The sequence below is a fragment of the Kitasatospora sp. SUK 42 genome (genome assembly GCF_015776785.2).
Lineage (GTDB): Bacteria > Actinomycetota > Actinomycetes > Streptomycetales > Streptomycetaceae > Kitasatospora.
The window spans coordinates 1442737-1468080 of record NZ_LFMD02000002.1; the positions used below are offsets into that span (position 1 = coordinate 1442737).

21 protein-coding genes are annotated in these 25344 nt (G+C 74.1%); 9 read left to right on the forward strand and 12 right to left on the reverse strand.

Features of this window, described 5'->3' with window-relative positions:
* Positions 1 to 364 precede the first annotated feature (364 nt).
* Positions 365 to 1573 carry an MFS transporter gene (locus RZ50_RS06110; protein ID WP_196947808.1) on the forward strand — a complete coding sequence of 403 codons (1209 nt, stop codon included), beginning with the start codon at positions 365 to 367 and terminating at the stop codon, positions 1571 to 1573.
* A gap of 95 nt (positions 1574 to 1668) precedes the next feature.
* Here the strand turns inward: RZ50_RS06110 and RZ50_RS29830 are convergent, their stop codons facing one another.
* The 5 genes from RZ50_RS29830 to RZ50_RS06140 all read right to left on the reverse strand — a co-directional run bounded on the left by RZ50_RS29830 (position 1669) and on the right by RZ50_RS06140 (position 8745).
* Complete coding sequence (locus RZ50_RS29830) at positions 1669 to 5166, reverse strand: SdrD B-like domain-containing protein (protein ID WP_305853014.1); 3498 nt, start codon at positions 5164 to 5166, stop codon at positions 1669 to 1671.
* A gap of 158 nt (positions 5167 to 5324) precedes the next feature.
* Positions 5325 to 6314, reverse strand: a complete 990-nt coding sequence (locus RZ50_RS06125) for a LacI family DNA-binding transcriptional regulator (RefSeq protein WP_196947809.1) — start codon at positions 6312 to 6314, stop codon at positions 5325 to 5327.
* Positions 6315 to 6460: 146 nt separating this feature from the next.
* Positions 6461 to 6805, reverse strand: a complete 345-nt coding sequence (locus RZ50_RS06130) for a DUF4229 domain-containing protein (RefSeq protein ID WP_308271495.1) — start codon at positions 6803 to 6805, stop codon at positions 6461 to 6463.
* Positions 6806 to 6936: 131 nt separating this feature from the next.
* Entirely contained in the window at positions 6937 to 7464 is a 528-nt protein-coding gene (locus RZ50_RS06135; protein ID WP_196947811.1) for a GNAT family N-acetyltransferase, read from the reverse strand.
* A gap of 33 nt (positions 7465 to 7497) precedes the next feature.
* A complete protein-coding gene (locus RZ50_RS06140; protein ID WP_217680277.1) occupies positions 7498 to 8745 on the reverse strand; it encodes an MFS transporter in 1248 nt (415 codons plus the stop codon).
* A 240-nt stretch (positions 8746 to 8985) separates the two neighbouring features.
* Between RZ50_RS06140 and RZ50_RS06145 the strand changes: the two genes are divergently transcribed.
* The gene (locus tag RZ50_RS06145) at positions 8986 to 9987 is read left to right on the forward strand and encodes a GlxA family transcriptional regulator (RefSeq protein ID WP_196950482.1); all 1002 of its coding nucleotides are present in this window, start codon (positions 8986 to 8988) and stop codon (positions 9985 to 9987) included.
* A gap of 495 nt (positions 9988 to 10482) precedes the next feature.
* Here the strand turns inward: RZ50_RS06145 and RZ50_RS06150 are convergent, their stop codons facing one another.
* Positions 10483 to 10956 carry an ATP-binding protein gene (locus RZ50_RS06150; protein ID WP_196950483.1) on the reverse strand — a complete coding sequence of 158 codons (474 nt, stop codon included), beginning with the start codon at positions 10954 to 10956 and terminating at the stop codon, positions 10483 to 10485.
* Positions 10957 to 11547: 591 nt separating this feature from the next.
* On the opposite strand from RZ50_RS06150, the gene RZ50_RS06155 reads away from it, so the two are divergent.
* Positions 11548 to 12129, forward strand: a complete 582-nt coding sequence (locus RZ50_RS06155) for a sigma-70 family RNA polymerase sigma factor (protein WP_196950484.1) — start codon at positions 11548 to 11550, stop codon at positions 12127 to 12129.
* Positions 12126 to 13328 carry a zf-HC2 domain-containing protein gene (locus RZ50_RS06160; RefSeq protein WP_217680278.1) on the forward strand — a complete coding sequence of 401 codons (1203 nt, stop codon included), beginning with the start codon at positions 12126 to 12128 and terminating at the stop codon, positions 13326 to 13328. Before RZ50_RS06155 ends, RZ50_RS06160 begins: the two co-directional genes overlap by 4 nt.
* Positions 13329 to 13360: 32 nt before the next feature.
* Here the strand turns inward: RZ50_RS06160 and purU are convergent, their stop codons facing one another.
* Entirely contained in the window at positions 13361 to 14227 is an 867-nt protein-coding gene (gene purU / locus RZ50_RS06165; protein ID WP_308271499.1) for a formyltetrahydrofolate deformylase, read from the reverse strand.
* Positions 14228 to 14386: 159 nt separating this feature from the next.
* Entirely contained in the window at positions 14387 to 14902 is a 516-nt protein-coding gene (locus RZ50_RS06170) for a hypothetical protein (protein ID WP_196952881.1), read from the reverse strand.
* Positions 14903 to 15077: 175 nt separating this feature from the next.
* Here RZ50_RS06170 and RZ50_RS06175 point away from each other — a divergent pair, with 175 nt between their 5' ends.
* Positions 15078 to 16379, forward strand: coding sequence for an ABC transporter substrate-binding protein (locus RZ50_RS06175; protein ID WP_196952880.1), 1302 nt, complete (start codon positions 15078 to 15080; stop codon positions 16377 to 16379).
* Between the two features lie 57 nt (positions 16380 to 16436).
* On the opposite strand, the gene RZ50_RS06180 is transcribed toward RZ50_RS06175, so the two are convergent.
* The gene (locus RZ50_RS06180) at positions 16437 to 17642 is read right to left on the reverse strand and encodes a hypothetical protein (protein ID WP_196952879.1); all 1206 of its coding nucleotides are present in this window, start codon (positions 17640 to 17642) and stop codon (positions 16437 to 16439) included.
* Positions 17643 to 17857: 215 nt separating this feature from the next.
* Positions 17858 to 19234: a transcriptional regulator gene (locus RZ50_RS06185; RefSeq protein ID WP_196952878.1), complete on the reverse strand. Its 1377-nt coding sequence runs from the start codon at positions 19232 to 19234 to the stop codon at positions 17858 to 17860.
* 306 nt (positions 19235 to 19540) lie between these two features.
* Here RZ50_RS06185 and RZ50_RS06190 point away from each other — a divergent pair, with 306 nt between their 5' ends.
* A complete protein-coding gene (locus tag RZ50_RS06190; RefSeq protein WP_374199877.1) occupies positions 19541 to 20245 on the forward strand; it encodes a bifunctional DNA primase/polymerase in 705 nt (234 codons plus the stop codon).
* Positions 20246 to 20718: 473 nt separating this feature from the next.
* Here RZ50_RS06190 and RZ50_RS06195 read toward each other — a convergent pair whose 3' ends face one another.
* Positions 20719 to 21411, reverse strand: a complete 693-nt coding sequence (locus RZ50_RS06195) for a metal-dependent transcriptional regulator (RefSeq protein ID WP_196952877.1) — start codon at positions 21409 to 21411, stop codon at positions 20719 to 20721.
* A gap of 220 nt (positions 21412 to 21631) precedes the next feature.
* Here RZ50_RS06195 and RZ50_RS06200 point away from each other — a divergent pair, with 220 nt between their 5' ends.
* From RZ50_RS06200 to RZ50_RS06210, 3 genes are all read left to right on the forward strand, one after another.
* Complete coding sequence (locus RZ50_RS06200) at positions 21632 to 22396, forward strand: SIS domain-containing protein (RefSeq protein WP_196952876.1); 765 nt, start codon at positions 21632 to 21634, stop codon at positions 22394 to 22396.
* A gap of 176 nt (positions 22397 to 22572) precedes the next feature.
* Positions 22573 to 23502 carry a DUF4231 domain-containing protein gene (locus tag RZ50_RS06205; RefSeq protein ID WP_196952875.1) on the forward strand — a complete coding sequence of 310 codons (930 nt, stop codon included), beginning with the start codon at positions 22573 to 22575 and terminating at the stop codon, positions 23500 to 23502.
* Positions 23503 to 23524: 22 nt separating this feature from the next.
* On the forward strand, positions 23525 to 24379 hold the full coding sequence (locus RZ50_RS06210; RefSeq protein ID WP_196952887.1) for an alpha/beta fold hydrolase: 855 nt from the start codon (positions 23525 to 23527) through the stop codon (positions 24377 to 24379).
* On the opposite strand, the gene RZ50_RS06215 is transcribed toward RZ50_RS06210, so the two are convergent.
* Positions 24376 to 25338 (reverse strand): D-glycerate dehydrogenase, encoded by a 963-nt coding sequence (locus tag RZ50_RS06215; protein WP_196952874.1) that lies wholly within the window; start codon positions 25336 to 25338, stop codon positions 24376 to 24378. The two genes, RZ50_RS06210 and RZ50_RS06215, sit on opposite strands and share 4 nt — an antisense overlap.
* Positions 25339 to 25344 lie beyond the last annotated feature (6 nt).

Here is a 25344-nt window from a genome sequence, read left to right on the forward strand (position 1 = left end):
GGTCTCGGACCCCGGTCAGGGGCGTGCCGCCGGAATACAGCCCATGGCGCGACAGCGGCGCGGGCTGTCCACAACACCGCTCAGAGCGCACGGGCCGGCGGCGCCGGGCAGCGGGCCCGTGCCGTGCATCCGCAGTGCGTCTGAGGTGGTCACGGTCGAAAGATTAGCAGCAAAGGTTTGAGATGTTCAAAGTACTTGTTTGAGATGGGGTCCGATCTCGCCACACCCGGAAGCCAGGGTCCGGACACGAACCAGGCTGACGCCCCATCAGTTCACCGCCAAAGTCAGATTGACCGACCGCCAGTTATACGTATAACTTTGACGGCGCCCCGCCCTCCCCTGCCCAGACCGGAGAAGAACGCCGATGGGCTACCTCGCCCTGCTCCGCGCCCCGCACGTCACCCGACTCCTGCTCGGCACCCTGCTCGGCCGCCTGCCCGCCGGTATGACCGCCCTGGTGATCGCCCTCGCCCTGCGCGAGGCCGGGGTCCCCTACAGCCGCATCGGCCTGGCCACCGCCGCCTACGCGATCGCCGCCGCCGTCGGCGGGCCGGTGCTCGGGCGGATCGTGGACCGCACCGGGCAGCCGCGCGTCCTGCTCGCCACGGCCGTCGTGGCCGGCGGCGGATACGCGCTGCTCGCCCTCGCCCCCGGCTCCCCGGTCGGCGCCCCGCTCGGCGCCGCGATCGCCGGCCTCGCCATGCCCCCGCTCGAACCCTGCCTGCGCTCGCTCTGGCCGGACGTCGTCGAGGAGGAGCAGCTCGACACCGCGTACGCCTTCGACTCCGCCTCCCAGCAGATCCTCTACGTCGCCGGGCCGCTGGCCGTCGCCGGGATCGCCGGACTGTTCAGCCCGGTCGCCGCGCTCTGGGTGGCCGCCGGGCTGGGGCTGGCCGGCGCGCTGATCGTGGCCACCGCCGCACCGGCCCGCGCCTGGCGCGCCCCCGCCCGCGAGCAGGGCGCCGGACTGCTCGGCCCGCTGCGCTCCCCCGGCCTGGTGCTGCTGCTGGTCGGACTGGCCGGGGCCGGCTGGGCGGTCGGCGCGCAGAACGTGCTGTTCATCGCCTACGCCGAGCGCCACTCCGACGGGCTGCCCGGCGGCGGGGGCACCCTGCTGGCGCTCGCCGCGCTCGGCGGACTGCTCGGCGCGCTGGTCTACGGCATGGTCCGCTGGCGGCGGAGCACCGCCACCCGCACCTGGGTGATGGCGCTCGCGATGGCCGCCTCCTACCTTCCGCTGGTGGCGCTGCCCGGCCCGTACCCCATGGCCGCGCTGGCCTTCCTGTCCGGGATCGTGCTGGCCCCACTGCTGGCGGCCGCGTTCGTGCTGATCGCCGAGCTGGCCCCGACCGGGACGGTCACCGAGGCCTTCGCCTGGCTGGTGACCCTGTTCGCCACCGGCAACTCGCTCGGCTACGCCGTCTCCGGGCACCTCGCCGAGGGCTCGCTGCGCTCGGTGGCGCTGTGCGCGGCCGGCGGAATCACCCTCGGCGCGCTGGTGCTGTTCGGCGCCCGGCACTGGTTCCACAGCGCACCGGTCGCGCCGCGGGCGCAGCCCGTCCCGGTGGGCTGACCCGCCCCCGCAGACGACTGCGCCCGCCGGTGGTCTGGCCGGCGGGCGCAGTCTTTCCTCTTTCAGATCACCTGATCATCGGCGATCGGCCGTGATCAGCTGTGGCGGCCCCTGCGGCGGAAGCCGATCACGGCGAACAGCGCACCGCAGCCGAGGGCGACGGCGGCGAGCACGGCCGGCAGCAGACCGGGCCCACCGGTGCCGGGCAGTTCGCCGCCACCGCGGCTCGGGGACGGCTGCGGGTCCTGCGACGGTGCGCCGGGCTCACCCTCCGCCGGGTCCCCACCCGACGACGGCGGGCCGGCCGGGTCGGACGACGGGGCGTCCGTCGGGCCCTGCGTCGGCTCGTTCGTCGGAGCACCCGTGGGAGTACCCGTCGGAGTGCTCGTCGGCGAAGGCGAGTTCGTCGGAGACGGCGAACCCGTCGGCGTCGGGGACGACGTCGGGGTGGGCGACGACGTGGGCGACGACGTGGGCGAAGGCGACGAGGTCGGCGAGGGCGAGCCCGTCGGCGTCGGAGTGGACGTCGGCGTAGGCGTGGAAGTCGGCGTCGGAGTGGACGTCGGCGTAGGCGTGGAAGTCGGCGTAGGCGTCGGAGTCGGCGAGCTCGCCATCACCACCCCCATGTCCAGGCTCAGGTCCCGCGCCCCGCCCGACACCCGCACCGTCTGGGTGACCCCGGTGCCCGGGTCGGCGTCCGAGTCCAGCGCCGGGTCCGTCCCCGCGTGCCGGGCGGTGGCCTTCGCGCCCTCCGGGAGGGTCGACAGGTCGAAGCGCACCGCGTACTCCCCGTCCGGCAGCTTGTCGAACAGGTAGTGCCCGTTCGTGTCCGTGACCGCGGTGACGGGCTTGCCGCTCTTGTCGCGGACCGGCTGCCCGGTCCCGTCCAGCAGTTCGACCCGTACGCCGGGCACCCCGGGCTCGCCGGGCTTCTGGACGCCGCTGCCGTCGCGGTCGACCCAGACGAGGTCGCCGATCGCGTTGTTCGGCGGGACGGGCGCCTGCACGCCGACGCCGACCTTGGCGGGCTCGGCGGGCAGCAGTGGGTGGCCGCCGGAGTCGGTGGCGGTGTAGGCGAAGCTGTTCCAGGCGAAGTCGGCGTTGCCGGCGTCGACCGAGGCGACCATCGGCCAGGTGAGGGTGAACAGCCCGCCGGGCGCCAGGGTGCCGGGCCGCTGGACCCGGAACCAGGTGGCGTTGCCCGGCCCCGGGAAGGTGCCGCTCCACGTGGCGTTCGCGTCGCACGGGCCGGGCGCGGTGATGGCGCCGGTCAGGCAGGGGTTCGACGAGGTGGTGTACTCGATCGCCACGGTCGGGTCGCTGGAGGTCAGCGGCCGGGTGAGCGAGGGCGTCCAGGCGGAGCCGCGCGGGATGTCCGGGTGCAGCACGTACGAGTCGCCCGGGGTGGACAGCCTGTCGTACGCGATGAAGTCGGTGACCGGGTCGGGCGAGTCGTTGCGGACGGTCAGCCGGTAGGAGATGCCGCCGCCGGGGGTGGTGGTGCCGGTGCTGGCGTAGTCCTTGTCGAGGTCGCCCTTGACCTCCTTGAAGGAGCGCAGCACGGCCGGGACCTGCACCTCGACCTGCGAGGAGGCGTGGCACATGTGCTCGGTGGTGTTGCCGTCGCCGTTGAGGTCGAGGGCGTCCGGCACCCCGCTGTCACTGCCGAAGTAGGAGCAGGTGACGGGTGCGGTGGCGCCCTCGGTGGTGACGTACACGTCGTTGGTGAGGGTGCCAGGCCGCGCGCTGCCGGCGACCTGGACGTCGATCAGGGTGCGGTACGCCAGGTGGTCGTTGAGGTACATCATGTCGGGCGCGCCGGCCGGCCAGGTCATCTTGAGCAGCTGGCGGCCGTCCGGGCCGGGCAGCACCTGGACGGACTGCGGGGCGACGGCGTCCGGGTAGGCCGGGTCCGGGCGGGCGCTGCCGTCCTGGTAGACGAGGCCCTGCGGCAGCAGGTCGTACAGGACGAGCGGGGTGCCGAGCTCGCGCCCGGTGCGGTTGTACGGGACGACCTCGAAGGTGGCGACGCCGCCGGGGGCGAGGACGGCGCCGGCGGTGGTGGTCTTGGAGGCGCCGAGGTTGGTGGCGGCGCTGACGGTGGAGTCGGCGCAGGCGCTGGCCGAGGAGGTCCCGCCGGAGGCGTCGGTGCCGGTCACGTCCACGCAGTTGTGCAGCGGTGCGGGCGCGGTGCGGCCGTCGTGGCCGGGGGTGACGACCTGGGCGAGGACCTGGACGGCGTTGCCGGGGCTCCAGCCGGTGGGGATGGGGCCGTCCCACTGGAAGCGCAGCCCGTCGAGCCGGCGGCCGGCCGGGATGCCGAGCACGTCGCGGGCCGGGTCGCCGGCGCCTTCGGCGAAGGTGATCCGGCGGGCGTCGGAGCCGTTGAAGGGGCTCCCGGGGGTGAAGGTCTTCCAGGCGGGGTCGCCGTCGAGGCGGTACTGGAGCTTGAGGCCGATGCTGGTGGGGTTCCAGGCCTCCAGCTGGATGGACTGCGGTATCAGCCAGTTGTAGAGGTCGGGGGTGGTACCGGCGCCGGGGTCGGTCATCACCAGGCCGGTGGCGGGGCCGGCGGTGTTGCCGGGGTGGAGGCTGAAGGAGGTGAGGTCGCCGGAGACGGCCTGGTCCTGCCACACCTTGGAGGCGGTGACCTGGATGCCGGAGGTCGGCGGCTGGAAGGTCGGGGACTCGGCGGTGGCGTTGGACAGGTCGCGCATGCCGTCGGGGCCGAGCGGGTCACCCTGCAGGACGACGGAGTTGGTGGCGGTGGTGCCGCTGGGGAAGGCCGGGTCGGGGAAGTTGACGACCAGTACGCCGGGGTTCCGGCAGCCGGCCTGGCCGTTGGTGGCCCGGAAGGCGCCGATGTCGTAGGTCCAGCGGTCGGGGTTCTTCGGGTCCTGGGTCCAGCCGGGCGAGCGGCCGGTGTCGACGACGGCGCCGGGCGGCAGGGTGTCGACGAGCCGGGCGGCGTCCAGGTCGACGTTGGGGACGCCGTTGGTGGAGCAGGCGCTGAACTGGTAGGTGACCGAGCGGCCGTCCTGACTGCTGGTCTGGACGCCCTTGGTGACCTTGTAGTCGGGCTGGACGACGGCCGTGGTGGTGGCGGAGCCGCTCTGCTCGGGCTCGCCGTCGGCGGTCAGGGTGGCCGAGTTGACGGTCCTGGTGTTGTCGGGGGTGGTGAAGTTGGGGAACTTGAGGACGACCTTGATGGTCGCGGTGGTCCCCGGGCTCAGGGTGAGGAGCTTGATGTCGAGGGTGCCGCCGACGCTGCCCGCAGTCGGAACGGTCGAACCCGCCACGTCCACCGTGGAGTTGTCGGGGCTCCAGCCGACGAACTCCATTCCGGCGGGCAGGGTGTCGGTGATGCGCCCGCCGGCGCAGTCGCTCACCGAGCAGGTGTAGCGCAGGGTGTAGGTGACGTTCTCACCGGGCGCCACGGTGGCCTTGTCGACCGTCTTGGTGAAGCTGACGGCCGCCTCGGCGGACGGGGCGGTGAGGGTTCCGGTGAGGAGGGTGCCTGCGAAGAGGCCGAAGGCCGTGGCCGTTCTGGCCGCCCTGGACAGGCGTGGTGGGCGTGAGGGTAGCGTCCGCATGCCGGAAATCTCATCGTTTGTTCATCCAAAAGGAGTCACGGCGCGAGGGATAAAGAGTACTTTTCACCCGTTTGGGCTAGTGACTCGGCTGGACGAATCGCGATAACGGAGCGGGACGGTCACCCCAGGTCATCACCCCGGGCCGTCACGCCGGGTCATCACGCCGGAGCGGTCGAGGAGCGCAGCACCAGCGAGGTGGCCAACGGCGCGACCGGCTCCACCCGCTCCCCGTGCAGCAGCGCGGCGAGCGCCGCCGCGCCCGCCCGGCCCAGCTCCTCGCCGGGCAGGTCGACGGTGGTCAGCGGCGGGGCGAGCAGCCCGGAGACGGCCACGTTGTCCATGCCGACCACGGACAGGTCGTCCGGCACCCGCAACCCCCGCTCGGCGGCGGCCTGGTAGACCCCGGAGGCGACCACGTCGTCGTCGCAGATCACCGCGCGGGGACGGTCCGCCGGCTCCAGCAGCCGGTGCGCCACACTCCGCGCGGCGGTGTGGCCCTCGTTCAGGCTCACGCCCAACTCCACGACGTCCAGGCCGAGTTCGCGCACCGCCTGCTCGAAGGCGGCCTGCCGGACCCGGAAGGTGTAGGCGGCGAGGGTGGAGCGCAGGTGCCCGATCCTGCGGTGGCCGAGGGCGGCCAGGTGCTCGACCGCCGCGCGCATCCCGCCGGCCACGTCGAGCTCGACGGTCGGGCGCGCCCGGTCGGTGCCGGGGTCGGCGTCCAGGAAGACGGCGGGGGTGTCGGCGGGCAGCTCGCCCAGCTGGCTGTCGTCCGGGGAGCAGATCAGCAGGCCGTCGAAGCGGCCGGCGGTGGCGGCCTCCGCGAGGGTCGCGCTGCCCCAGCCGGAGCTGACCACGACCGCCAGGCCGTGCCGGCCGGCCTCGTGGTGGACGCCCTCCAGCACCCGGCCGAAGAACGGGCCCTGGAGGTTGGGCACGGCCAGCATGATCATCCCGCTGCGGCCCAACCGCAGCTGCCGACCGGCCGCCTGCGGGCGGTAGCCGAGACTGCGGGCGGCCTCCTGCACCCGCTGCCGGGTGGCCTCGGAGACCCTGCGGCCGGCCTCGGCCCCGGAGAAGACCAGCGAGACGGTGGCCTGGGAGACCCCGGCGAGCCGGGCCACGTCCCGCCCGGTGGGCCGGCGCACGGGGGCCGGCCACGTCCCGGCCGCACTCTCAGCGGGCCGGACGGGCTCGGAGCCCGGCCGGTCGGCGGGGGCGGCGGGTCCGTCGGCGGAGGTACGGGGATCGGCAGCGGGCACGGCGGGCGGCGGTCCGAGGAGCGGGCCGGAGGTCAGTTCTGCCCGGCCGAGGCGGCGCGGGCGGCGTCGTCCACGGCGTCCTCCTCGGCGTTCTGCGTGGCGATCCGCTCGGCGGTGCGGCTGCGCATCCCGGCGACCTTGGTGGTGATCTGGGAGGACATCTCGTCGCGCTGCCTGCTCAGCAGCACGTAGCTGAGCGGCGCGGAGGCGATCGCGGCGAGCAGGAACAGGAAGATCACGCCGGCGTCGCCGCTGACCGGGATGACCTGGAAGTGCCCCAGCAGCAGGGCCACCAGCAGACAGCCGAGGAAGATGCTGACCCGCATGGAGGTGTAGCGGAGCGTGGCGTGCGTCTTCTGCGGGCCGTTGCTGCTCACTGGGACACTTCCTTCTCGTTCGCGCCGGGGCGGGTCGGCGGCTCGGGGGCGGGCCTTCCAGTCAAGCATGCCTGACACCCGGCCCGGGGCAGGGGTGCCCGCCCGGACCGCAGGGCCCCGTCCGGGCGGGGTCAGCGCAGGTCGAGCCACATGGTGATGTCGTCGCGGTCGTCCCCCGGGGCGATCCGGATCGCGGCCGGCACCCGGCCGACCTCCCGGTAGCCGCAGCGGGTGTAGAAGCGCTCCAGGCCCTGGCCTCCGCGCGCGGTCAACCGCAGCGACTCCAGACCCCACTCCCGGGCGACCCGCTCGGCCTCGGCCAGCAGCCGCACCCCGTGGCCGAGGCCCTGGAAGTCGGGGTGCACCATGACCCGCTTGAGCAGCCGCCAGTGCTCCATGAGGTCGAAGCGCATCGACTCGAAGAACAGCACGCCCACCAGCCGCCCGGTCGAGCTCTCGTGCGCGACCAGCAGCCGGTCCGGGCCGTCCGGCGCGACCCCGGCGAACTGGTGGTCGGCGGTGTCCCAGACCTCCTCCTCGGTGACCGGCGCCACGAAGCCGACCGCGCCGCCGGCGTTGGTCACGTCCGTCCACAGCCGCACGACGGCGGTGCGCAGATCGGGGTCGAGCTTCGGGTCGAGGGTGAAGGTGAGCACCATGATCCGGAGCCTAGACCTCCGCACCGACAGTCCTCACGGGAGGGCGGGCACCGTCCGGTCGGGCCGCCCGGTGCGCAGCGCCAGGCAGAGCCCGACCGCGACCGCGCACAGCGCACCGGCGCCGTACCAGGTGAGGTCGTAGTTGCCGAGCGCGTCGCGGGCCAGGCCCGCCAGCCCGGCGACGACGGCCGCGCCGATCTGGTGGCAGGCCAGCACCCAGCCGAAGACGATCGGGGCGTCCTCGCCGAAGTGTCGTCGGCACAGCGCGACGGTCGGCGGCACGGTGGCCACCCAGTCCAGGCCGTAGAAGATCACGAAGGCGAGGATCGGCGGCTGCAGCGAGCCGGCGAGCAGTTGCGGCAGCAGGAGCAGGGACAGTCCGCGCAGCCCGTAGTAGACGGTGAGCAGCAGCCGGGAGTCGACCCGGTCGGTGAGCCAGCCGCTGAACACGGTGCCGAGCACGTCGAAGACGCCGATCAGGGCGAGCAGGCTCGCGGCGGTGGTGACGGGCATGCCGTGGTCGTGCGCGGCCGGGATGAAGTGGGTGCCGACCAGGCCGGCGGTGGTGGCGCCGCAGATCGCGAAGGAGCCGGCCAGGAGCCAGAACGCCCGGCTGCGGGCCGCGTTCCGCAGTACCCGCAGCGAGCGGGCCAGGGCGCGGCCGTCCCGCACCGGCGAGGGAGGGGCCTCGGTCGCGCCGTACGGGAGCAGGCCGAGGTCGGCGGGCCGCTCGCGCATCAGCAGCAGGACCGGGACGGCGACGGCGCTGGCGGCGAGCGAGACCACGACCACGGCCGAGCGCCAGCCGTGCTGTTCGACCAGCCAGGCGCCGACCGGCAGGAAGACCAGGTTGCCCGCCGCCCCGGCGGCGGTGAGCACCCCGGTGACCAGGCCCTGGCGGGCCTCGAACCAGCGGCCGGTGATGGTGGTGGCGAAGGCGCCCGCCATCGAGCCGCTGCCGAGGCCGACCAGCACGCCCCAGCAGAGCACCAGTTGCCAGGGCTGGCGCATCAGCATGGTGAGGCCGGCGCCGACCGAGATGGTCAGCAGGGCGCAGACCACCACCAGGCGCACGCCGAAACGGTCCATCAGGGCGGCGGCGAAGGGGGCGGTGAGGCCGTAGAGGGTGAGGTTGACGGAGGTGGCGGCGGAGATCGTCCCGAGCGACCAGCCGAACTCGTTGTGCAGGGCGTCCATCATCAGGCTGGGCGCGGAACGGAAGCCGGCCGAGCCGAGCAGGACGAGCAGGGAGACGCCGGCCACCACCCAGGCGTAGTGCACCCGGGGGCGCTCGGCGGGACCGGGACGGCCAGGGCCGGCGGCGGGAGTCGCCGAGGACGGCGGGGGCGGGGGCGCTGCGTTCGGTCACGCGGTCGAGTGTTCCGAGCGGGCCGGTCCCGGACGAGTGGCCTGAATGACAGCTTTCGCAAGAATCGGGCCACGGCCCGGCGTACCCTGGCCCAGACCCGCACGCCACCCACCACCGACCACCACCCACCCACCCACCACCGAGGGGACGGCATGACCCACCTGGTCGCGGTACTCGCCCTGGACGGCGTGATCGCCTTCGAACTCGGCATCCCGGCCCGGATCTTCGGCAACGCCAAGGACGGAGCCGGGCGCCCGCTCTACGAGGTGGCCACCTGCACCCTGGACGGCGGGCCGATCGCCACCAGCGCGGACTTCCGGATCGCGGTCGACCACGGGCCCGAACTGCTGGAGCGGGCCGACACGGTGGTGATCCCGGCCTCGCACGACTCCAGCCCGACCGGCGTCGACGCCGCGTACACCCCCGAACTGGCCGCCGCCCTGGGCCGGATCCGGCCGGGCACCCGGCTGATGTCGATCTGCACCGGCTCCTTCCTGCTGGCCGCCGCCGGACTGCTGGACGGCCGCCCGGCCACCACCCACTGGCGCTACACCGACCGCTTCGCCCGGATGTACCCGAAGGTGCGGCTGGACCCTGACGTGCTCTACACCGACGACGGTGACCTCCTCACCTCCGGCGGGGTGGCCGCCGGGGTGGACCTGTGCCTGCACGTGGTGCGCCGCGACCACGGCAGCGCGGTGGCCAACGCGGTGGCCCGCAACTGCCTGGTGCCGCCGTGGCGCGACGGCGGCCAGAAGCAGTACGTGGAGGCCCCGAGCCCGGTGGACACCGGCGGCTCCGGCACCGCCGCCGTGCGCGCCTGGGCACTGGAGCACCTGGACGGGCCGCTGCCGCTGAGCCGGCTCGCCGACCGGGCGGGCATGAGCGTACGGACCTTCACCCGGCGCTTCCGCGAGGAGACCGGAGCCAGCCCCGGCCAGTGGATCACCACCCAGCGCACCGAGCGGGCCCGCCAGCTGCTGGAGCGCACCGACCTGACGATCGACCAGGTCGCCCGGGAGTCCGGTTTCGGCACCGCCGCCTCGCTGCGGCTGCAACTTCGCGGCCGGCTGGACGTGGCGCCGAGCGCCTACCGGCGCACCTTCCGCGCGGCCCCGGCCGAGACCGGCCCCCGGGTGGCACGCGCTTCCTGAGCACGGGCCGGGCGAAGGCCGGGGAAAGGCCGGCGGTTGGCCGGAAATCGCTGCCGTGGAACGGCGTCACGGACGGCGGCCGACCGCGCGCACCCCGGGTGGGGGCGCGGTGGACCGCCGTCCGAGCGCGGCGCGCGGGCCCTGACCCCGCGCCCGGCCCTCCGCACTCGCCAAGGAGCGGCGCGCGACCGGCGTTCCACGCTCCCCCGGCTGACGCTGATCCCCCTGAACAGCAGCACCGTGGCGGCGGACGGACGTCCCCTCGGCGTCCCCTCGCGACGGAGAGCCGCACCCAAGCGTGATCAGTCGGATACGTCACGTCAATGGTTAGTCCGAAATTCGGAATGGTTGCGTCAGCTTTCGGCCGGTGATCGTCACCGGTCGAACGGCCGCCCCCGAGGCCGCTATTGCGCCAAACCGGACGACCCGCCCCCTCTACGGCCGCCCGTCCCCTCTACCGCCGTCCGCCCCTCTACCGCCGTCCCCCGCGGTCCCCTACTGGGCCAGCGCCGCCCAGTCCACGTCCGCCAGCGGATCCGCCGGGCGGGCGTCGGTCCCGATCTCGCACCAGACCCGCTTGCCCGAGCCGTCCGGGTACCAGCCCCAGCGCTCGCAGAGCAGCTCGACCAGCTCCAGGCCGCGCCCGTTGGTCGCGTTCTCGTCCGCCCCGGCGTGCCGCGGAGCCGGGGCGGCCTGGCTCGCGTCCGCCACCTCCACCCGCAGCGGGCCGGCCGGAGCGTCCTGCTCCGGGTCGTCCGCCATCGGCAGGCACAGCCGCAGCACGGCCGGACAGCCGGTGTGCACCACGGCGTTGGTCACCAGCTCCGAGACGACCAGCACCACCGTCTCGGCCATCGGCGCGTCCGGGTCCACTCCGTGGTTCAGCAGTCGCGTGCGCACCCACCGGCGGGCCCGGCCGACCTCGGCGGGGTCCGGCTGCACCGCCAGCTGTACCTGAAGAACCTGCACCGCTCCACCACCCGCACTCGCAGTTCGGCCATCGTCCCGATCGGGCCGGATCAGCCGGCCGGCGGGGTCCTCGCACATCGCCCGGCGCCAGCCGGGACCCGTCCGGGCGCTCGCCGAGCCGTCCGCCCGCATCCGCTCGTCCGCGCCGACCCGTCGGTCGCGCACTGGCCGCGACACGAATACGCCTCAGGATGGGTGGGCGGGCGGACCGCGGCAAGCGCTTCGGGCATATTCCGGCGATCGGGGGACGGGCAGTGCATACTGTCCCGTTCACTCTCGCGAGCCTCGTACCGGCACTCGTCCGGCCCGGGCCGACGCCGGTCCCGCGCAGGGCGTGTCGGACACGCCCTGGTCGGGAACCTACCGCCGGACACCCCCGACGCCCCGCCCGCCACTCGCGAACCACCCGTGCGACATATGTCCAGCGGCTCTCGAACAGCGGCATCGACGGACCGTCCAACGAACGGACCGTCCAACCATGTGACGATCCGCCGGGCCCCGTTCCGTTCTTGCCGGATTCCCTCCCACCGCCGACCTGCCACGGGATACCGTTGGGTAACGCCAGCGGACCGGGCAGGAGGGTGGTTCCTGATGGCCACCCAGGACCACTCCCCGCGCTGGGACGCGCAGTTGCAGCGGCGCCTCGCCCGCGGCGAGGAGACCGCGCTCGGCGAACTCTACGACCGGCTCGCGCCGATGGTGCACGGCCTGGCCGGGCGGATACTCGCCGACCAGGCGGCCGCCGCCCAGCTCACCCGGGAGGTCTTCGCCTACGTCTGGGAGCACCCCGAGGACTTCGACCCCGCCCAGGGCTCGCTGCGCGCCTGGCTCGGCGCGCTCACCCACCGCCGCGCGGTCGAACGGCTGCGGGCCCGGCGCGCCGCCGAACCGTTTCCGGGCCGCGGCACCGGGGCCGCCGAGGAGGAGATCCGAGCCGTGGCCACCGCCGCGCGCATGCAGTACGTGGTCGACTCCCTGCCCCAACCCCTGCGTGAGACCATCGCGGTGACGTACTACGACGGCCGCACCTACCAGGAGACGGCCCGGTTGCTCGGCATCAGCGAGCAGGCCGCCAAGCAGCGGATGCGGCTCGGCCTGGAACTGCTGGCCACCGAACTGGCCGAGGAGCGCGCCCGCCAGCACGGCGGCGAGGACGGGGACGACGGCAGGTGAACCAGGGGAACACGGAGGAGGAGCGGCACGAGACCCTGCGCTCGCTGCTCGGCGCCTGGTCCCTGGGCGCCTGCCCGCCGCGCGAGGCCGCCGAGTTGGAGCGGCACCTGCGCACCTGCCCGGAGTGCGCCGAGGAGGCGGCCCGGCTGCGCGAGGCGGCCGGCTGGCTCTCCCTGGACGAACCGCTGGACCAGCCCTGCTCGCTGCGCCAGCAGGTGCTGGACTGGTGCCTGGCCCGGCGCCCGGCCGAACTGCCCGTCCCCGCCTGGGGCATGCCGTACACCGCGGAGACCGCCAAGCTCGACGCGCTGCTGCGCGACCTCGGCCCGGAGGAGTGGCAGGAGGTGGCCGAACTGCCGTGGCACGGCGGCACCGAACAGCTGCGCCCGGCCGAGGTCCTGGGCCGGCTGACCGCCGTGGACGGCTTCCTGGCGCTCGCCCTCGGCCTGCCCGACCCGGTGCCGGCCGCCAAGGGGGCGCCCGCGCCGGCCGAGCGACGGGTGCCGCCGCAGGACGCGGCCGTCCCCGCGCCGCCCGCGGCGCCGAGGGTCCCGCCGCAGGGCGGCCGGTACGCCGAGGTCACCGCGCGCACCGCCCGGCTGCTCGCCGACCAGGCCGGCCTGACGCCGCAGTCGGTGCGCTGCCGGTGGCGGCAGCAGACCCACGACCTGGTGCGCAGCGCCGCGCTCGCCCCGCAGGGCAACACCCCGGTCGACTTCGGGTACGCGGTGCTGCCGCTGCGCGACGCCTTCGTGGACCGCGCCCTGGAGTGCTTCGTCCACGGCGAGGACGTGGCCCGCGCGGTCGCCTACCCGTACGACCCGCCGGCCCCGCAGCACCTGCGGCAGATGGTGGAGCTGGTGGTGCGGCTGCTCCCGCGGGCGCTGGCCGGGCTGCGCGGGGCGCGTCCCGAGCACGCCGGCGCGCCGGGCGCACCGGCCGGGGTGGGCACCGGCGGCCGCCGGCTGCGGCTGGTGGTGGACGGTCCGGCGGCGGGCGAGTGGCTGGTGCCGCTGGACGGCGCGGAGGCGGGGCCGCCGGGCGGGGAGCCGGTGGCCTCGATGGTGCTGGACGGCCTGGAGCTGTGCCAGCTGGCCGCCGCGCACCGCGACCCGGACCGGCTGCCGGTGGGCGAGCACGGTGACCGGGCCGCGATCCGCGCGGTGCTGCACGCGCTGCCGCTGCTGTCGCGGCCCTGAAGCCCGAGCGGTTCCGCCGGCCGCGAGGATCGCTACGCGAAGACGACCGTCCGGGTGCCGTCGAGCAGCACCCGGTGCTCGCTGTGCCACTTGACCGCGCGGGCCAGCGCCTGGCACTCGACGTCCCGGCCGAGCGCGACCAGCTGGTCCGGGCTGACGTCGTGGGTGACCCGGGCCACCTCCTGCTCGATGATCGGGCCCTCGTCGAGGTCGGCGGTGACGTAGTGCGCGGTGGCGCCGATCAGCTTCACACCGCGGGCGTGCGCCTGGTGGTACGGCTTGGCGCCCTTGAAGCTCGGCAGGAAGGAGTGGTGGATGTTGATCACGCGGCCGGACAGCTCGGTGCACAGCTGGTCGGAGAGCACCTGCATGTAGCGGGCCAGCACGACCAGCTCGACGTCCTCCTTGGCGACCAGGTCCAGCAGCTGCCGCTCGGCCTCGTCCTTGGTGTCGCGGGTGACCGGGATGTGGTGGAAGGGGACGCCGTAGCTCTCGGTGAGGTCCTGCAGGTCGGTGTGGTTGGAGACCACCGCGGCGATCTCCACCGGCAGGGCGCCGATCCGGGTGCGGTAGAGCAGGTCGTTCAGGCAGTGCCCGAACTTGCTGACCATGAGGACGATCCGCATCCGCTGCTCGGTCTGGTGGATCTGCCAGTCCATCCCGAAGGAGGCGCCGATCGCGGCGAAGCTGGCCCGCAGCTTGTCGGCGGTGACCGGCTCGTCGGCGGAGAAGTGCACCCGCATGAAGAACAGCCCGCTGTCCCCGTCCCCGAACTGCTGGCTGTCGACGATGTTGCAACCGGTCATGAAGAGGTAGCTGGAGACAGCGTGGACGATGCCCTGCTTGTCGGGGCAGGACAGCGTGAGGACGTACTGGGCGCTGGCCGGCTGCTGTTCCACTGGGGGTATCCCGTCCTGGTCTGTGGTGCGTGCGTGGACGGTCAAGCGTGTCACATTCCGGACGGTCGCCGCCCCGCTGCCCGCACTGCGGGACGGCTCCGCCCGGCGTCCGCGCGGCCCGGGCGCACGCGGGCCCGGGTCCGCCCGTTCGGCCCGGGCTCAGACCTGGGTGAGGATGCGCAGCACGTCCAGCGACTTGGGGGCGGCGTCCGGGTCGTCCCCGTCGCCCACGGCCAGCGCGACGTGCGCCTCCCGGGCGGCCCGGACGGTCTCCGGCCAGCCGGGGTGGCCGAGGTAGGCGGAGGCCGGAGCGTCCGCGCCGACCTCGTGCAGCATCTGCACCGCCCGCAGCACGGCGACGTCGACCACGGCGGCCTCGGCGGAGTCGCGGAAGATCGTGCCGATGTACTTCTCGGCGGACCAGCGGTCCAGCCAGGTGTCCTCGACCAGCCGGTACACGGCGTCGGTGACGTCCCCGTACCCCTCGCGGCCGGTCAGCCAGGTCTCCTGCTGGAAACCGGGGTCGGACAGCATGTGCAACGCCGAGCGCAGTCGGGCTCGCCAGCGCCACCAGGGCAGGTCGTTGAGCGGCATGCCGCCCATCGTGCTGGAGCGGTGGCCCGGACGAGAAGGGTTTCGGGCAGACCGGTGCGAAGAATCTGTGCTGACGGACATGGTGAACGATCGTACGTTCCCCGTCTGTTCGTGCTCCACTCGCGATCTACACGCGTACCCCTCCGGGTTTCAGCCGCCGTTTTCCGACCGTTCACATTTCGGTCCTCTCGACTTGCGGCGCCGGGGCTTGGCTGTCCCCCGGTGCGCCGAAGGGCGCCCCAGAGAGGGAATACCGATGACCAGCCGAAGGGACTCCTTCCAGGCCCGTCCCACGATCGCGAGACGCCGCCGTCGGCGTCCGATCGCCGCAGCGGCGACCGCCGCCGCGCTGCTCCCCACCCTCTTCTCGGCCTCCGCGTGCGGCGGATCGGCCGATGCCTCCACCACCACCGACGAGCTGACCGTGATGACCTGGGCGCCGTCCGACACCGGCTCGGCGGACCGCCCCGGCATGACCGCGCTCGCCGAGGCGGTCGGGAAGGACGTCAACCTCAAGGGCGGGTTGAACGGCCACCGGCTGCGGGTGATCACCTGCAACGAGCACAACAGCTCGGAGGGCGCCAAGGCCTGCGCCCAGCAGGCGGTGGACGCCAAGGCCGTCGCCGTGCTCGGCTCCTACAGCCAGTGGGGCGACGCCTTCATGCCGGTGCTGGAACGCGCCGGCATCCCGCTGATCGGCGGCTACGGCCTGTCCCAGCCGGAGTTCTCCAGCCCGCTGTCCTACCCGGTGGACGGCGGGATGCCCGCGCTGATCGCCGGCAGCGGCCGCCAGCTGGTCGAGGCCGGCTGCAAGGCCGTCGCGCTGATCCGCCCGGACACGCCGGCCGGCGACAACCTGCTCGGCTACCTGGGCAACGCGCTCAAGCCGGCCGGGATCAAGCTGCTGGACGTCAAGGCGCCCGAGCAGTCCTCCGACTACACGCCGGTGGCCCGCAAGGCGATCGGCAAGGACGACACGGGCAACTGCGTCACCAGCGCGCTGGCCGCCGAGCCGACCGGCAACCTGCTGGACGCCTACCGCCGGCTGACCCCGAAGAACACCCGGATCGCCTCGGTGATCGGCAGCGTGCAGCAGTCGGTGGTGGACTCCACCGGCGGCGACTCCGGCCCGCTGGCCGGCGCGTTCGTCACCAGCTGGTACCCGCCGGAGTCGGCCAAGACCTGGGACGGGCTGCGCGCGGTGGTGCGGGCCGACGCCACGGGCGGGCGCACCATCGACGTCGCCGACCCGGGCGTGCAGACGACCTGGGTCGCGTACGAGGTGTTCCGGCTCGTGTCGGACAAGCTGTCGGCGGCCGGAAAGCCGGTCACCGCCAAGTCGATCGCCGCCCTGCTGGACGGCGGCGAGGTCATCGACGTGGGCCTGACCCCGCCGCTGAACTGGAGCACCACCAACATGCTGCCCAGCGGCGAGTCACCGCGGCTGGTGAACACCTGGATCACCTACCAGGTGGTCAAGGGCGGCCGGATGACCTTGCAGCAGCCGGGCTTCGTGGACGTCCGCTGGGTGCTCACCGGGGCGCGGCCGCCGGCCTGACGCACGCTCCCCAGGATGAGGGCGGGCCCGCCTCCGGGCCCGCCCTCCGGCTTCCCGCTACAGGTCGCCGTCGGTGCGGCTGGGCAGGCCGGTCTGGGTCGCGATCGCGTTCCACAGCGTCGAGGCCTGCTTCTTCGCGGTGGTCGCGGTGCCGCTGGCCTGGACGGCGTTCTTGTAGTGCTGGTTGCCGGTGTCCGGCTTCTTCGGGTCGCAGGAGCTCTGGGCGTCGGTCGCCCAGGCCGCGTACTCGTCGTCGGCCTGGGCCGAGGCCGTCCAGGCGGCGTTGAGCTGGTCGACCAGTTGCTGGCCGCCGGGCAGCTTGTCGGTCTTCAGCTGGCCGAGCTTGGTCTGCAGCTCGCGGCGCTTGCCGGCCGCCGCGGCCAGGGCCTGCTGCGAGTCGGGGAGCTTGTCGCACTTCTGCACCGAGGCGACCGCGGAGACCACGGAGCTGCGGCTGTCGCTCGCGGTGCCCAGCAGGTCCGACAGCGGCTGCGCCTGGGCCTTGGCCTCCGGGTCGACGGCCGCGCCCGTGCCGCTCGCGCTCGCGCTCGCCGTACCGGGGGTGCTGCTGCCGGTGGCGGCCACCGGGGCGGTCTTCCGGTCGGTCTTGGTGTCCTCCCCGCCGCCCATCAGGACGGCGACCAGGATGCCGGCCGCGGCGCAGCCCGCGACCACCCCGCCGATGATCAGCTTGTTGGACGGGCGGCCGCCGCGGCCCGAACGCCCCGTCCGGGTGGCGTCGGGGTCCGCCCCGTAGCCGTCCTGGCCGTAGCCGTCCTGGCCGTAGGCGGCCTGTCCGTACCCGTCCTGGCCGTACGGGTCCTGCCCGTACGGCTGCTGGCCGTAGCCCTGCGCCGGGTGGACCGGCTGCTGCCCGGCCTGCGGGTAGCCCTGCTGGTAGCCGGGCGCGGCCTGCGGGACGCCGTAGCCGGGCTGCGGCGCCGGGTAGCCGCCGGGCTGCGGGCCGCCGGCCGGGTACGGCGGCAGGTGCTGGGTCTCCGGGGCGGGGCCGGGCTGCTGGGCGCCGTACCCGGGCTGCGGTGCGGCGCCCCACGGGGGCTGCTGGGCCGGCATGGCCTGGGTCGGCAGCGCGTGCGCGTCCTCGCCGAGGTACTCCGGCTGCCCGGACGGCTGTCCCACCGGCGGCACGGCCGTGGGCCCCTGCGGCTGGCCCGGCTGGCCCTGGGACTGGCCGGGCTCGGGGCGGAACAGGTCGTCCAGGTTGAAATCACCCGAGTTGGGGTACGAGCGGCGCTGGCTCAACGCGGTTCCTCACCTGGGCCGGACCGCGCGCTGACGGCGGACCACATCTCGTCGGTTCTTGGGAGCAGTACAGTTCCTTGGACGTCGCGCCCACGCTACCGGTTCGCCTCACCGGGTGACCACGTGGGCGGGACAATCCCACACACTCCCTCACAGACGATCCGTGCGGACGATCCGTGCGGGCGATCCGCACAGAAGATCCGCACAGAAGATCCTCAGGCCGCCTCCGCGTCCGCCCGGGCGTGGAACTCGCGCACCACCCGCTGCTCCCGGTAGGGCTCCAGCCGGCGCCGGAACTCGTCCAGGTACTCCACGCCCCGGTTGGAGCGCAGCCCGCTCAGCAGCCGGACCGCCTGGGTGCCGGTCTCGCAGGCGCGTTCCAGGTCGCGCTGCTGGAGCTGGGCGGTGGCGAGCAGCACGAGGTCCACCGCGCGGCGGCGCACCCGGGTCGGCGGGTGCAGGTCGAGCGCCCGGCGGGCGTAGTGCTCGGCCTTGCCGGCCTGTTCCAGGTCCCGGTGGCAGTGGGCCAGTTCGTCGGCGAGGTAGGCGTCGTCGAAGTGGACGATCCAGTCCGGGTCGTCCTCCGGGCGGCGCTTCTCCATCATCTCCAGCGCCTTGGCCGACACCGCCTCGCAGGAGCGGGCGTCGCCGAGCAGGGCGTGGCCGCGGGCCTCGGCGGCGTAGAACATCGCCATCGCCGTCGGGGTGGCCACCGTGCGGGCGCCTTCCTGGGCGGCGCGGGCGAGTTGGGCGATCTCCCGCGGGTTGCCGAGGGTGGCCGCCAGGTGGCTCATCGAGGCGGCCAGCACGTAGCCGCCGTAGCCGCGGTCGTCGGCGGCCTGGGCCAGCCGCAGGGCCTGGATGTAGTAGCGCTGGGCCAGCCCGGGCTGCCCGGTGTCCACCGCCATGTAGCCGGCCAGTTCGGTCAACCGGGCCACCGCGGCGAAGAGTTGGCGGCCGGTCTCCTCCCGGTAGGCGCCGCCGAGCAGGCCGGAGACCACCGAGTTGAGGTAGTGCACGACCACCGGGCGCACGTGCCCGCTGCCGAAGCGGTGGTCCAGGTCGACCAGCATCGTGGTGGTGGCCCTGATCGCGGCCACGTCGGTCGGGCCGACCCGGGGGCCGCCGGTGCGCGCCACCACCGGGTCGGGCGGGGTGATCAGCCAGTCCCGGCTGGGCTCCACCAGGGCGGAGGCGGCGACCGTCGCACCGGTCAGGAAGTCCCGGCGGCCGACGTCGCTGCGCCAGAGCTCGCACACCTGCTCCAGGGCCGCGTTCAGGGTCGGCGCGAACTGCAACCCGATGCCGGAGCTGAGGTTCTTGCCGTCGGCCATGCCGATCTCCTCGACCGACACGCTGCGGCCGAGCTTGCGGCCCAGGGCCTCGGCGATCACGGCCGGCGCCTGCCCGCGCGGCTGCTGCCCGCGCAGCCATCGGGCGACGGAGGTCTTGTCGTAGCGCAGGTCCAGTCCGTGCTCCGCGCCGCAGAGGTTGACCCTGCGGGCCAGGCCGGCGTTGGAGCAGCTGGCCTCCTGGATCAGTTGCTGCAGACGCTCGTTGGGCTGTCGTGCGACGAGTGGTCTCGCGGCCATTGGGCTTCGCCTCCCCACACCCTCCGGTCCCGGCCGGCGGGCGACGATTCTGCTGATCTGTTGCCGACTGTCCGACCGTCCAAGGAATCTGACACCAGGTTAGCGATCAGCAACGCCAGCGGGATACCCACGGTGACGAACCGCACCCCCCACGCGCCCTGGGTAATGCTTCCGTGCGCCCCCGACGCGCCCGCCTCCGCCCGCCTCAACTCGCTTGAGTAACCGGATCGGGTGACATTGCCGGGATACGCCCAACCGGGGGCCCCTGGCCCGTAACCAGCTTCACACACGGTAGTTGAGCACCCCGTGGAAGACATCCCCGACGCCCCCGACCAGGCCGCGGACACCGGCCTGCCCACACTGTTGGCCGAGGCCGTCGGCTACGCCGAGAGCCGCCACTGGGAGGTGACCCCCGGCGCCTGGCTGGTCGACGGCGGCGGGTCCACCCGCTGCTCCTGCGGCGACCGGCGCTGCACGCTGCCCGGCGCCCACCCGCTGGACGCGGACTGGTCCCGCCGGGCGAGCGCCGGGCCGGTCGCGGTGCGGACCTGGTGGACGGAGCTGCCCGAGGCGTCGATCCTGCTTCCCACCGGCCGGTCCTTCGACGTCCTGGACGTCCCGGAGACCGCCGGCTGCCTGGCGCTGGCGCGGATGGAGCGGATGGACCTCCACCTCGGCCCGGTCGCGGTGCTGCCCTTCGCGCCCGGCCGGGCGGGGCGGCGGCTGCACTTCCTGGTGCTGCCCGGGGTGGCGGTCAGGCTGCCGGAGATGCTCCGCAAGCTGGGCTGGCCGCCCGGGCGGCTGGACCTGGTCGCCCGCGGCGAGGGGGACTGGACGGTCGCCCCGCCCTCCCGGATCGGCTCCGCCGGCTACGCCCAGTGGGCCCGCTCCCCCACCACGCTCAACCGCTGGCTGCCGGACGCCTCGGAGCTGATCAGCCCGCTCGCCTACGCCTGCGGCCGGGACTCGCCCTCGTACCGCGCCCGGGCCGCCCAGCCGGCCGGGGTCTGACCCGGGTTCACCACCCACCGGACCGCCGCCCTACGCCTATCGGGTGAGGGCGTGCACTGCGCGACACAACGCGCGCGAGTGACGGGCCTTGTCTCCCACCGGAGACGAGGCCCGTCATACGCATGTGCGGATAAGACCCCGGTGTACCCGCTGGTCAAGCGAAGAAGCCCCTCGGACGAGTGACAGCGCTCAAGGATTGCCATGATCGGCCGAGGGGAGGAATTGCGGTGTGTGGGGACGCCGGAAGGGACGCTCGGACGGGGAAGCCGGGCGCGGCGGCGGAGGGGACCGGGAGGGAGCAGGAGGGGACGGAGGGGAGCCGGGTGGGGCCGGGGAGGACGGGAAGGGCCCGCTGCACGGGGAGCAGCGGGCCCTGACCGTCGGTTCCGGAAGGCCGGACCGGCGGGCGAACCGGCGGACGGACGGACCAGGCGAGCCGGCCGACCAGCCGACCGACCAGCCGGCCGGGCGGATCAGGCCTGGGCGACGAAGACGTGCTGGGCGATGTCCTTGCCCAGCTCCGCCGCGTTGTCCCCGCTGCCGACCAGCACGCCGCCGACCCCGGTGCTCACCTTGACCGTGGAGCCCGGCCGGATCCCGGCCCGGCGCAGAGTGCTCATCAGCTCGCTGTCCATCTGGATCGGCTCGCCGATCCGGCGGACCACCACGCTGGCCCCCGCCTCGCCCGGCTTGACGGAGTCCAGCGGGACGAGCGCGGCGTCGAAGCCCTCGCCCTCGGCCTTGGTGTCGCCCAGCTCGTCCAGGCCCGGGATCGGGTTGCCGTACGGGGACTGGGTCGGGTGGCCGAGCATGGCGAGCACCTTGCGCTCGACCGTCTCGCTCATCACGTGCTCCCAGCGGCAGGCCTCCTCGTGGACCTGCTCCCACTCCAGCCCGATCACGTCGACGAGCAGGCACTCGGCGATGCGGTGCTTGCGCATGACGCGCACCGCGAGCCGGCGGCCGTCCTCGGTGAGTTCGAGGTGGCGGTCCCCGGCGACCTGGAGCAGCCCGTCGCGCTCCATCCGCCCGACCGTCTGGCTGACCGTGGGACCGCTCTGTTCCAGGCGCTCGGCGATGCGGGCACGCATCGGCACGATGCCTTCTTCCTCCAGCTCCAGGATGGTGCGAAGGTACATCTCAGTGGTGTCGATCAGCCCAGACATCGCAGCTGGCTCCGTTCTTCGGTGTCCTCACCGCCAATTCTGACGTACCGCGCCGACAACCGGGTCCGGGCGGGGCCTGCGGTGCTGCTTTTCCCTCCTGTTGACAGCGGTGCCGCCGGGGCGCGACCGTGCTCGCCGTACCTTTCTCCATCGGCGGTCCGGGCCACCCGGGCCACCCCACCCGGCCGGCTCCCCCACCGGCAGAGAGCGAAGGCAACAGATGAACGACCTGGTCGGCAGGTATTTCGACGCCGCGATCGCCCACCTGGAGCGGGTCCGCGAGGAGGAGGCGGACACCATCGAGGCGGCCGCCGCGCTGCTCGCGGAGGCGATCAGCGAGGGCCGCCGGGTGTTCACCTTCGGCGCCGGGCACTCCTCGCTGCCGGCCCAGGACGTGGTCTACCGGGCCGGCGGGCTGGTGCCGATGAACCTGCTGAACGTGCCCGGGATGGCCGGGGTGACGATGATGCCCGCGCCGCTGTCCAGCGCGCTGGAGCGGGTGTCGGGGCTGGCCACCGCCACCCTGGACCTCACCCCGGCGACCACCGGGGACGTGCTGTTCCTGATCTCGCTGTCCGGCCGCCAGGTCATGCCGGTGGAGCTGGCGCGGTACGCCCGCGACCGCGGCCTGAAGGTGATCGGGGTGACCTCGCTGGCGTACCCGGGCGAGGTGCCGTCCGGGCACCCGTCCGGCACCTACCTGAAGGACCACTGCGACGTGGTGCTGGACAGCAAGATCGCGGTCGGCGACGGCGAGCTGACCCACCCGGCCGCCGAGACCACCTTCGGCCCGGTCTCCACCATCGTGACCAGCGCGCTGATGCAGGCCGTGGTCGCCTCCGCGGTCGGCCGGCTGGCCGACCTGGCCGCCGCCGGGGACGCCCCCGCCCCGCCGCTGTTCCGCTCCGGCAACGTCCCGGGCGGCACCGAGTGGAACGCCAAGCAGATGGCCGACAACGCGGAACGCATCTTCTACACCTACTGACACGCCTGCCGCCCCGCACCCGGGACGCACGCTGGGTGCCGGTTCGAACACGGGGCGTATCGGACAAAGCACCGGGGCTTCCCGGCCATTGCGGGCGGCCCCGGGCCCCGCCAGGCGTACCGGGAAGCCGCCGGGGGCAGGAGAGGTGCGACCTGAGCGACGGGTGGGGGCCGAACATGGCGTCTGGTGCGGGGCGGACCGGGTGGGTCCGCGAACGGGAGCTGCTGCCCGAGTTCTTCTGGGCCGCCGACACGGCCTCGCTGCGGGGGCAGCACCGCTCGGTGCTGCTCTCCGCCTGGCAGCTGATCCTGCTGGTGGTCGCCGCCGCGACCGGCTCGGCCGACAGCGAGCCCTGGGCGTGGCCGGCGGCCCTGGCGTACCTGGGCGCGGTCGCGCTGGCGGTGGTGATCAGCCGGCAGAACCCGCAGGGCCTCTGGTACGAGGGCCGGGCCGCCGCCGAGTCGGTCAAGACGCTGGCCTGGAAGTTCGCCGTCCGGGCGGACGCCTACCAGCCGCCGCCGCGCGCCCTGCCGGACGCCGAGGGCCTGTACCGCTTCCAGCTCGGCCGGGTGCTGGGCGCCTTCCGGAGCGGCCCGGTGGCCGTACCGGAGGGCGGGATCGAGGTCACCCCCGCGATGCGCGACCTGCGCGGGCAGCCGCTGGCGGTGCGCCGCGAGGTGTACCTGAACGAGCGGATCCGGGTGCAGCACGACTGGTACCGCTCCAAGGCCCGCTACTGCGCCCGGGCCGGCCACTGGACCGGGGTGCTGGGCGTGCTGCTGCCGGCGCTGGGCCTGGTGCTGGCGGTGCTGCGGGCGCTCAACGCCTTCACCTACGACGCGCTGGGCACGGTCTCGGCGGTGGCCGCCTCGATCGCCGCCTGGGCGCAGCTGCGCCAGTACCGTCCGCTGGCCGCCGCGTACGGGCTGGCGGCCGACGAGCTGGAGCTGATACAGCGCCAACTGACCGAACTGGACCTGGAGTCGGAGGACGCCGAGGAGATCTGGGCCCGGCTGGCCCGGGACGCCGAGGACGCGGTGTCCCGGGAGCACACCACCTGGCAGGCCCGCCGGGAGGTGCGCACCACCACCGACATGGAGCACTGAGGAGGAACGCGTGGCGTTACGGATGGTCAAAACGGCGGACGGCCGCGCCCTCGCCGTCGAGTCCCTCGGCGACCCGCGCGGCCGTCCGGTGTTCCTGCTGCACGGCATGCCCGGAAGCCGGGTCGGCCCGCACCCGCGCAGCACCGTGCTGTACCGGCTGGGGGTGCGGTTGATCTCCTACGACCGGCCGGGCTACGGCGACTCGACCCGGCTGTTCGGCCGCCGGGTGTCCGCCGCGGCCGCGGACGTGCGGACCATCGCGGACGACCTCGGGCTGGACGCCTTCGCGGTGCTGGGCCGCTCCGGCGGCGGCCCGCACGCGCTGGCCTGCGCGGCGCTGCTGCCGGAGCGGGTCAGCCGGGTCGCGGTGCTGGTGGGCCTGGCCCCGCGCAACGCGGCCGGCCTGGACTGGTACGCCGGGATGACCCCGTCCAACGTGCGCGCCTACCGGGAGGCGGAGCGCGGGCACGGCCGGATCGCCGACGCGATGGAGTTCCGCTCCCGGCAGATCAAGGACGACCCGGTCCGGCTGCTGAACGGGCTGCGCACCGAGCTGTCCGCCGCCGACCGCGAGGTGGTGGCGGACAGCGGGCTGCGGCGGATGCTGCAGAGCAACTACCGGGAGGCGTTCCGGCACGGCGCGGACGGCTGGATCGACGACGTGCTGGCCTTCACCGCCGACTGGGGCTTCGAGGTGGGGTCGATCAGGGTGCCGACCTGGCTGTGGCACGGCGCGGACGACCAGTTCTCGCCGGTCGACCACTCCCGCTGGCTGGCCGACCACGTCCCGGGCGCCGAGCTGTTCCTGGAGCCCGGCGCCGCGCACTTCGGGGCGTTCCGGGTGATGACCACCGCCCTGGCCTGGGCGGCGGGTTAGGGCTTCAGCGGCGTCAGGGGTTCTCCCCCGGCGAGCACCGCCAGGATGTTGTCCACCGCGAGGCCGCCCATCGCCTGCCGGGTGCGGACGGTGGCGCTGCCCAGGTGCGGGGCGAGCACCGCGCGCTCCTGGGCGAGCAGCGCGGGCGGGACGGCGGGCTCGTGCTCGAAGTTGTCCACGGCGGCGGCGAACAGCGCGCCGGACTCCAGCGCGGCGGCCAGCGCCTCCTCGTCCACCACCCCGGCGGTCATGCTGACCACCACGGCCCCGCGCGGCAGCAGGGCGAGCCGGCGGGCGTCCAGCAGGTGCCGGGTCCCGGCGGTGAGGGGGCAGGTGACGACCAGCACGGTGGAGGTGGCGAGCAGTTCCTCCAGCGGCTTCCAGTCGGCGCCCTCGGCCTCCTCTGGCGGCAGTTCACGGCGGTTGTGGTAGCTGACCGGCATGTCGAAGGCGTGGGCCCGGCGGGCCACCGCCCGCCCGATCCGGCCCATGCCGAGCACGCCCAGCGGGGTGCCGGCCAGCTCCAGGCCGAGCAGGAAGGTGGGCGCCCAGGTCCACGGCGTGCCGGAGCGCAGCAGGCGTTCTCCCTCGCCGAGCCGGCGGGTGGCGGCCAGCAGCAGCGCCCAGGCCATCTCGGCGGTGGCGGTGGTGAGCACGCCGGGGGTGTTGGTGACCACGACGCCGCGTTCGGCGCAGGCGGCCAGGTCGATGTTGTGGTAGCCGACGGCGTGGTTGGCGACGATCTCCAGCTGCGGCCCGGCGGCGTCCAGGAAATCGGCGTCCACCCGGTTGTTGAGGGTGGTGAGCACGGCCCGGCGGCCGCGGACGGCCGCGAGCAGCTCGGCCCGTTCCATCTCCTCGCCGGTGTCGTGGCAGGTGACGGCGTGGTGGGCGGTGAGCCGTTCGATGACGCCGGGCGCGAGGCGCCGGGTGACCAGGACCGGGGGCGGGGTGCTCATGGTTTC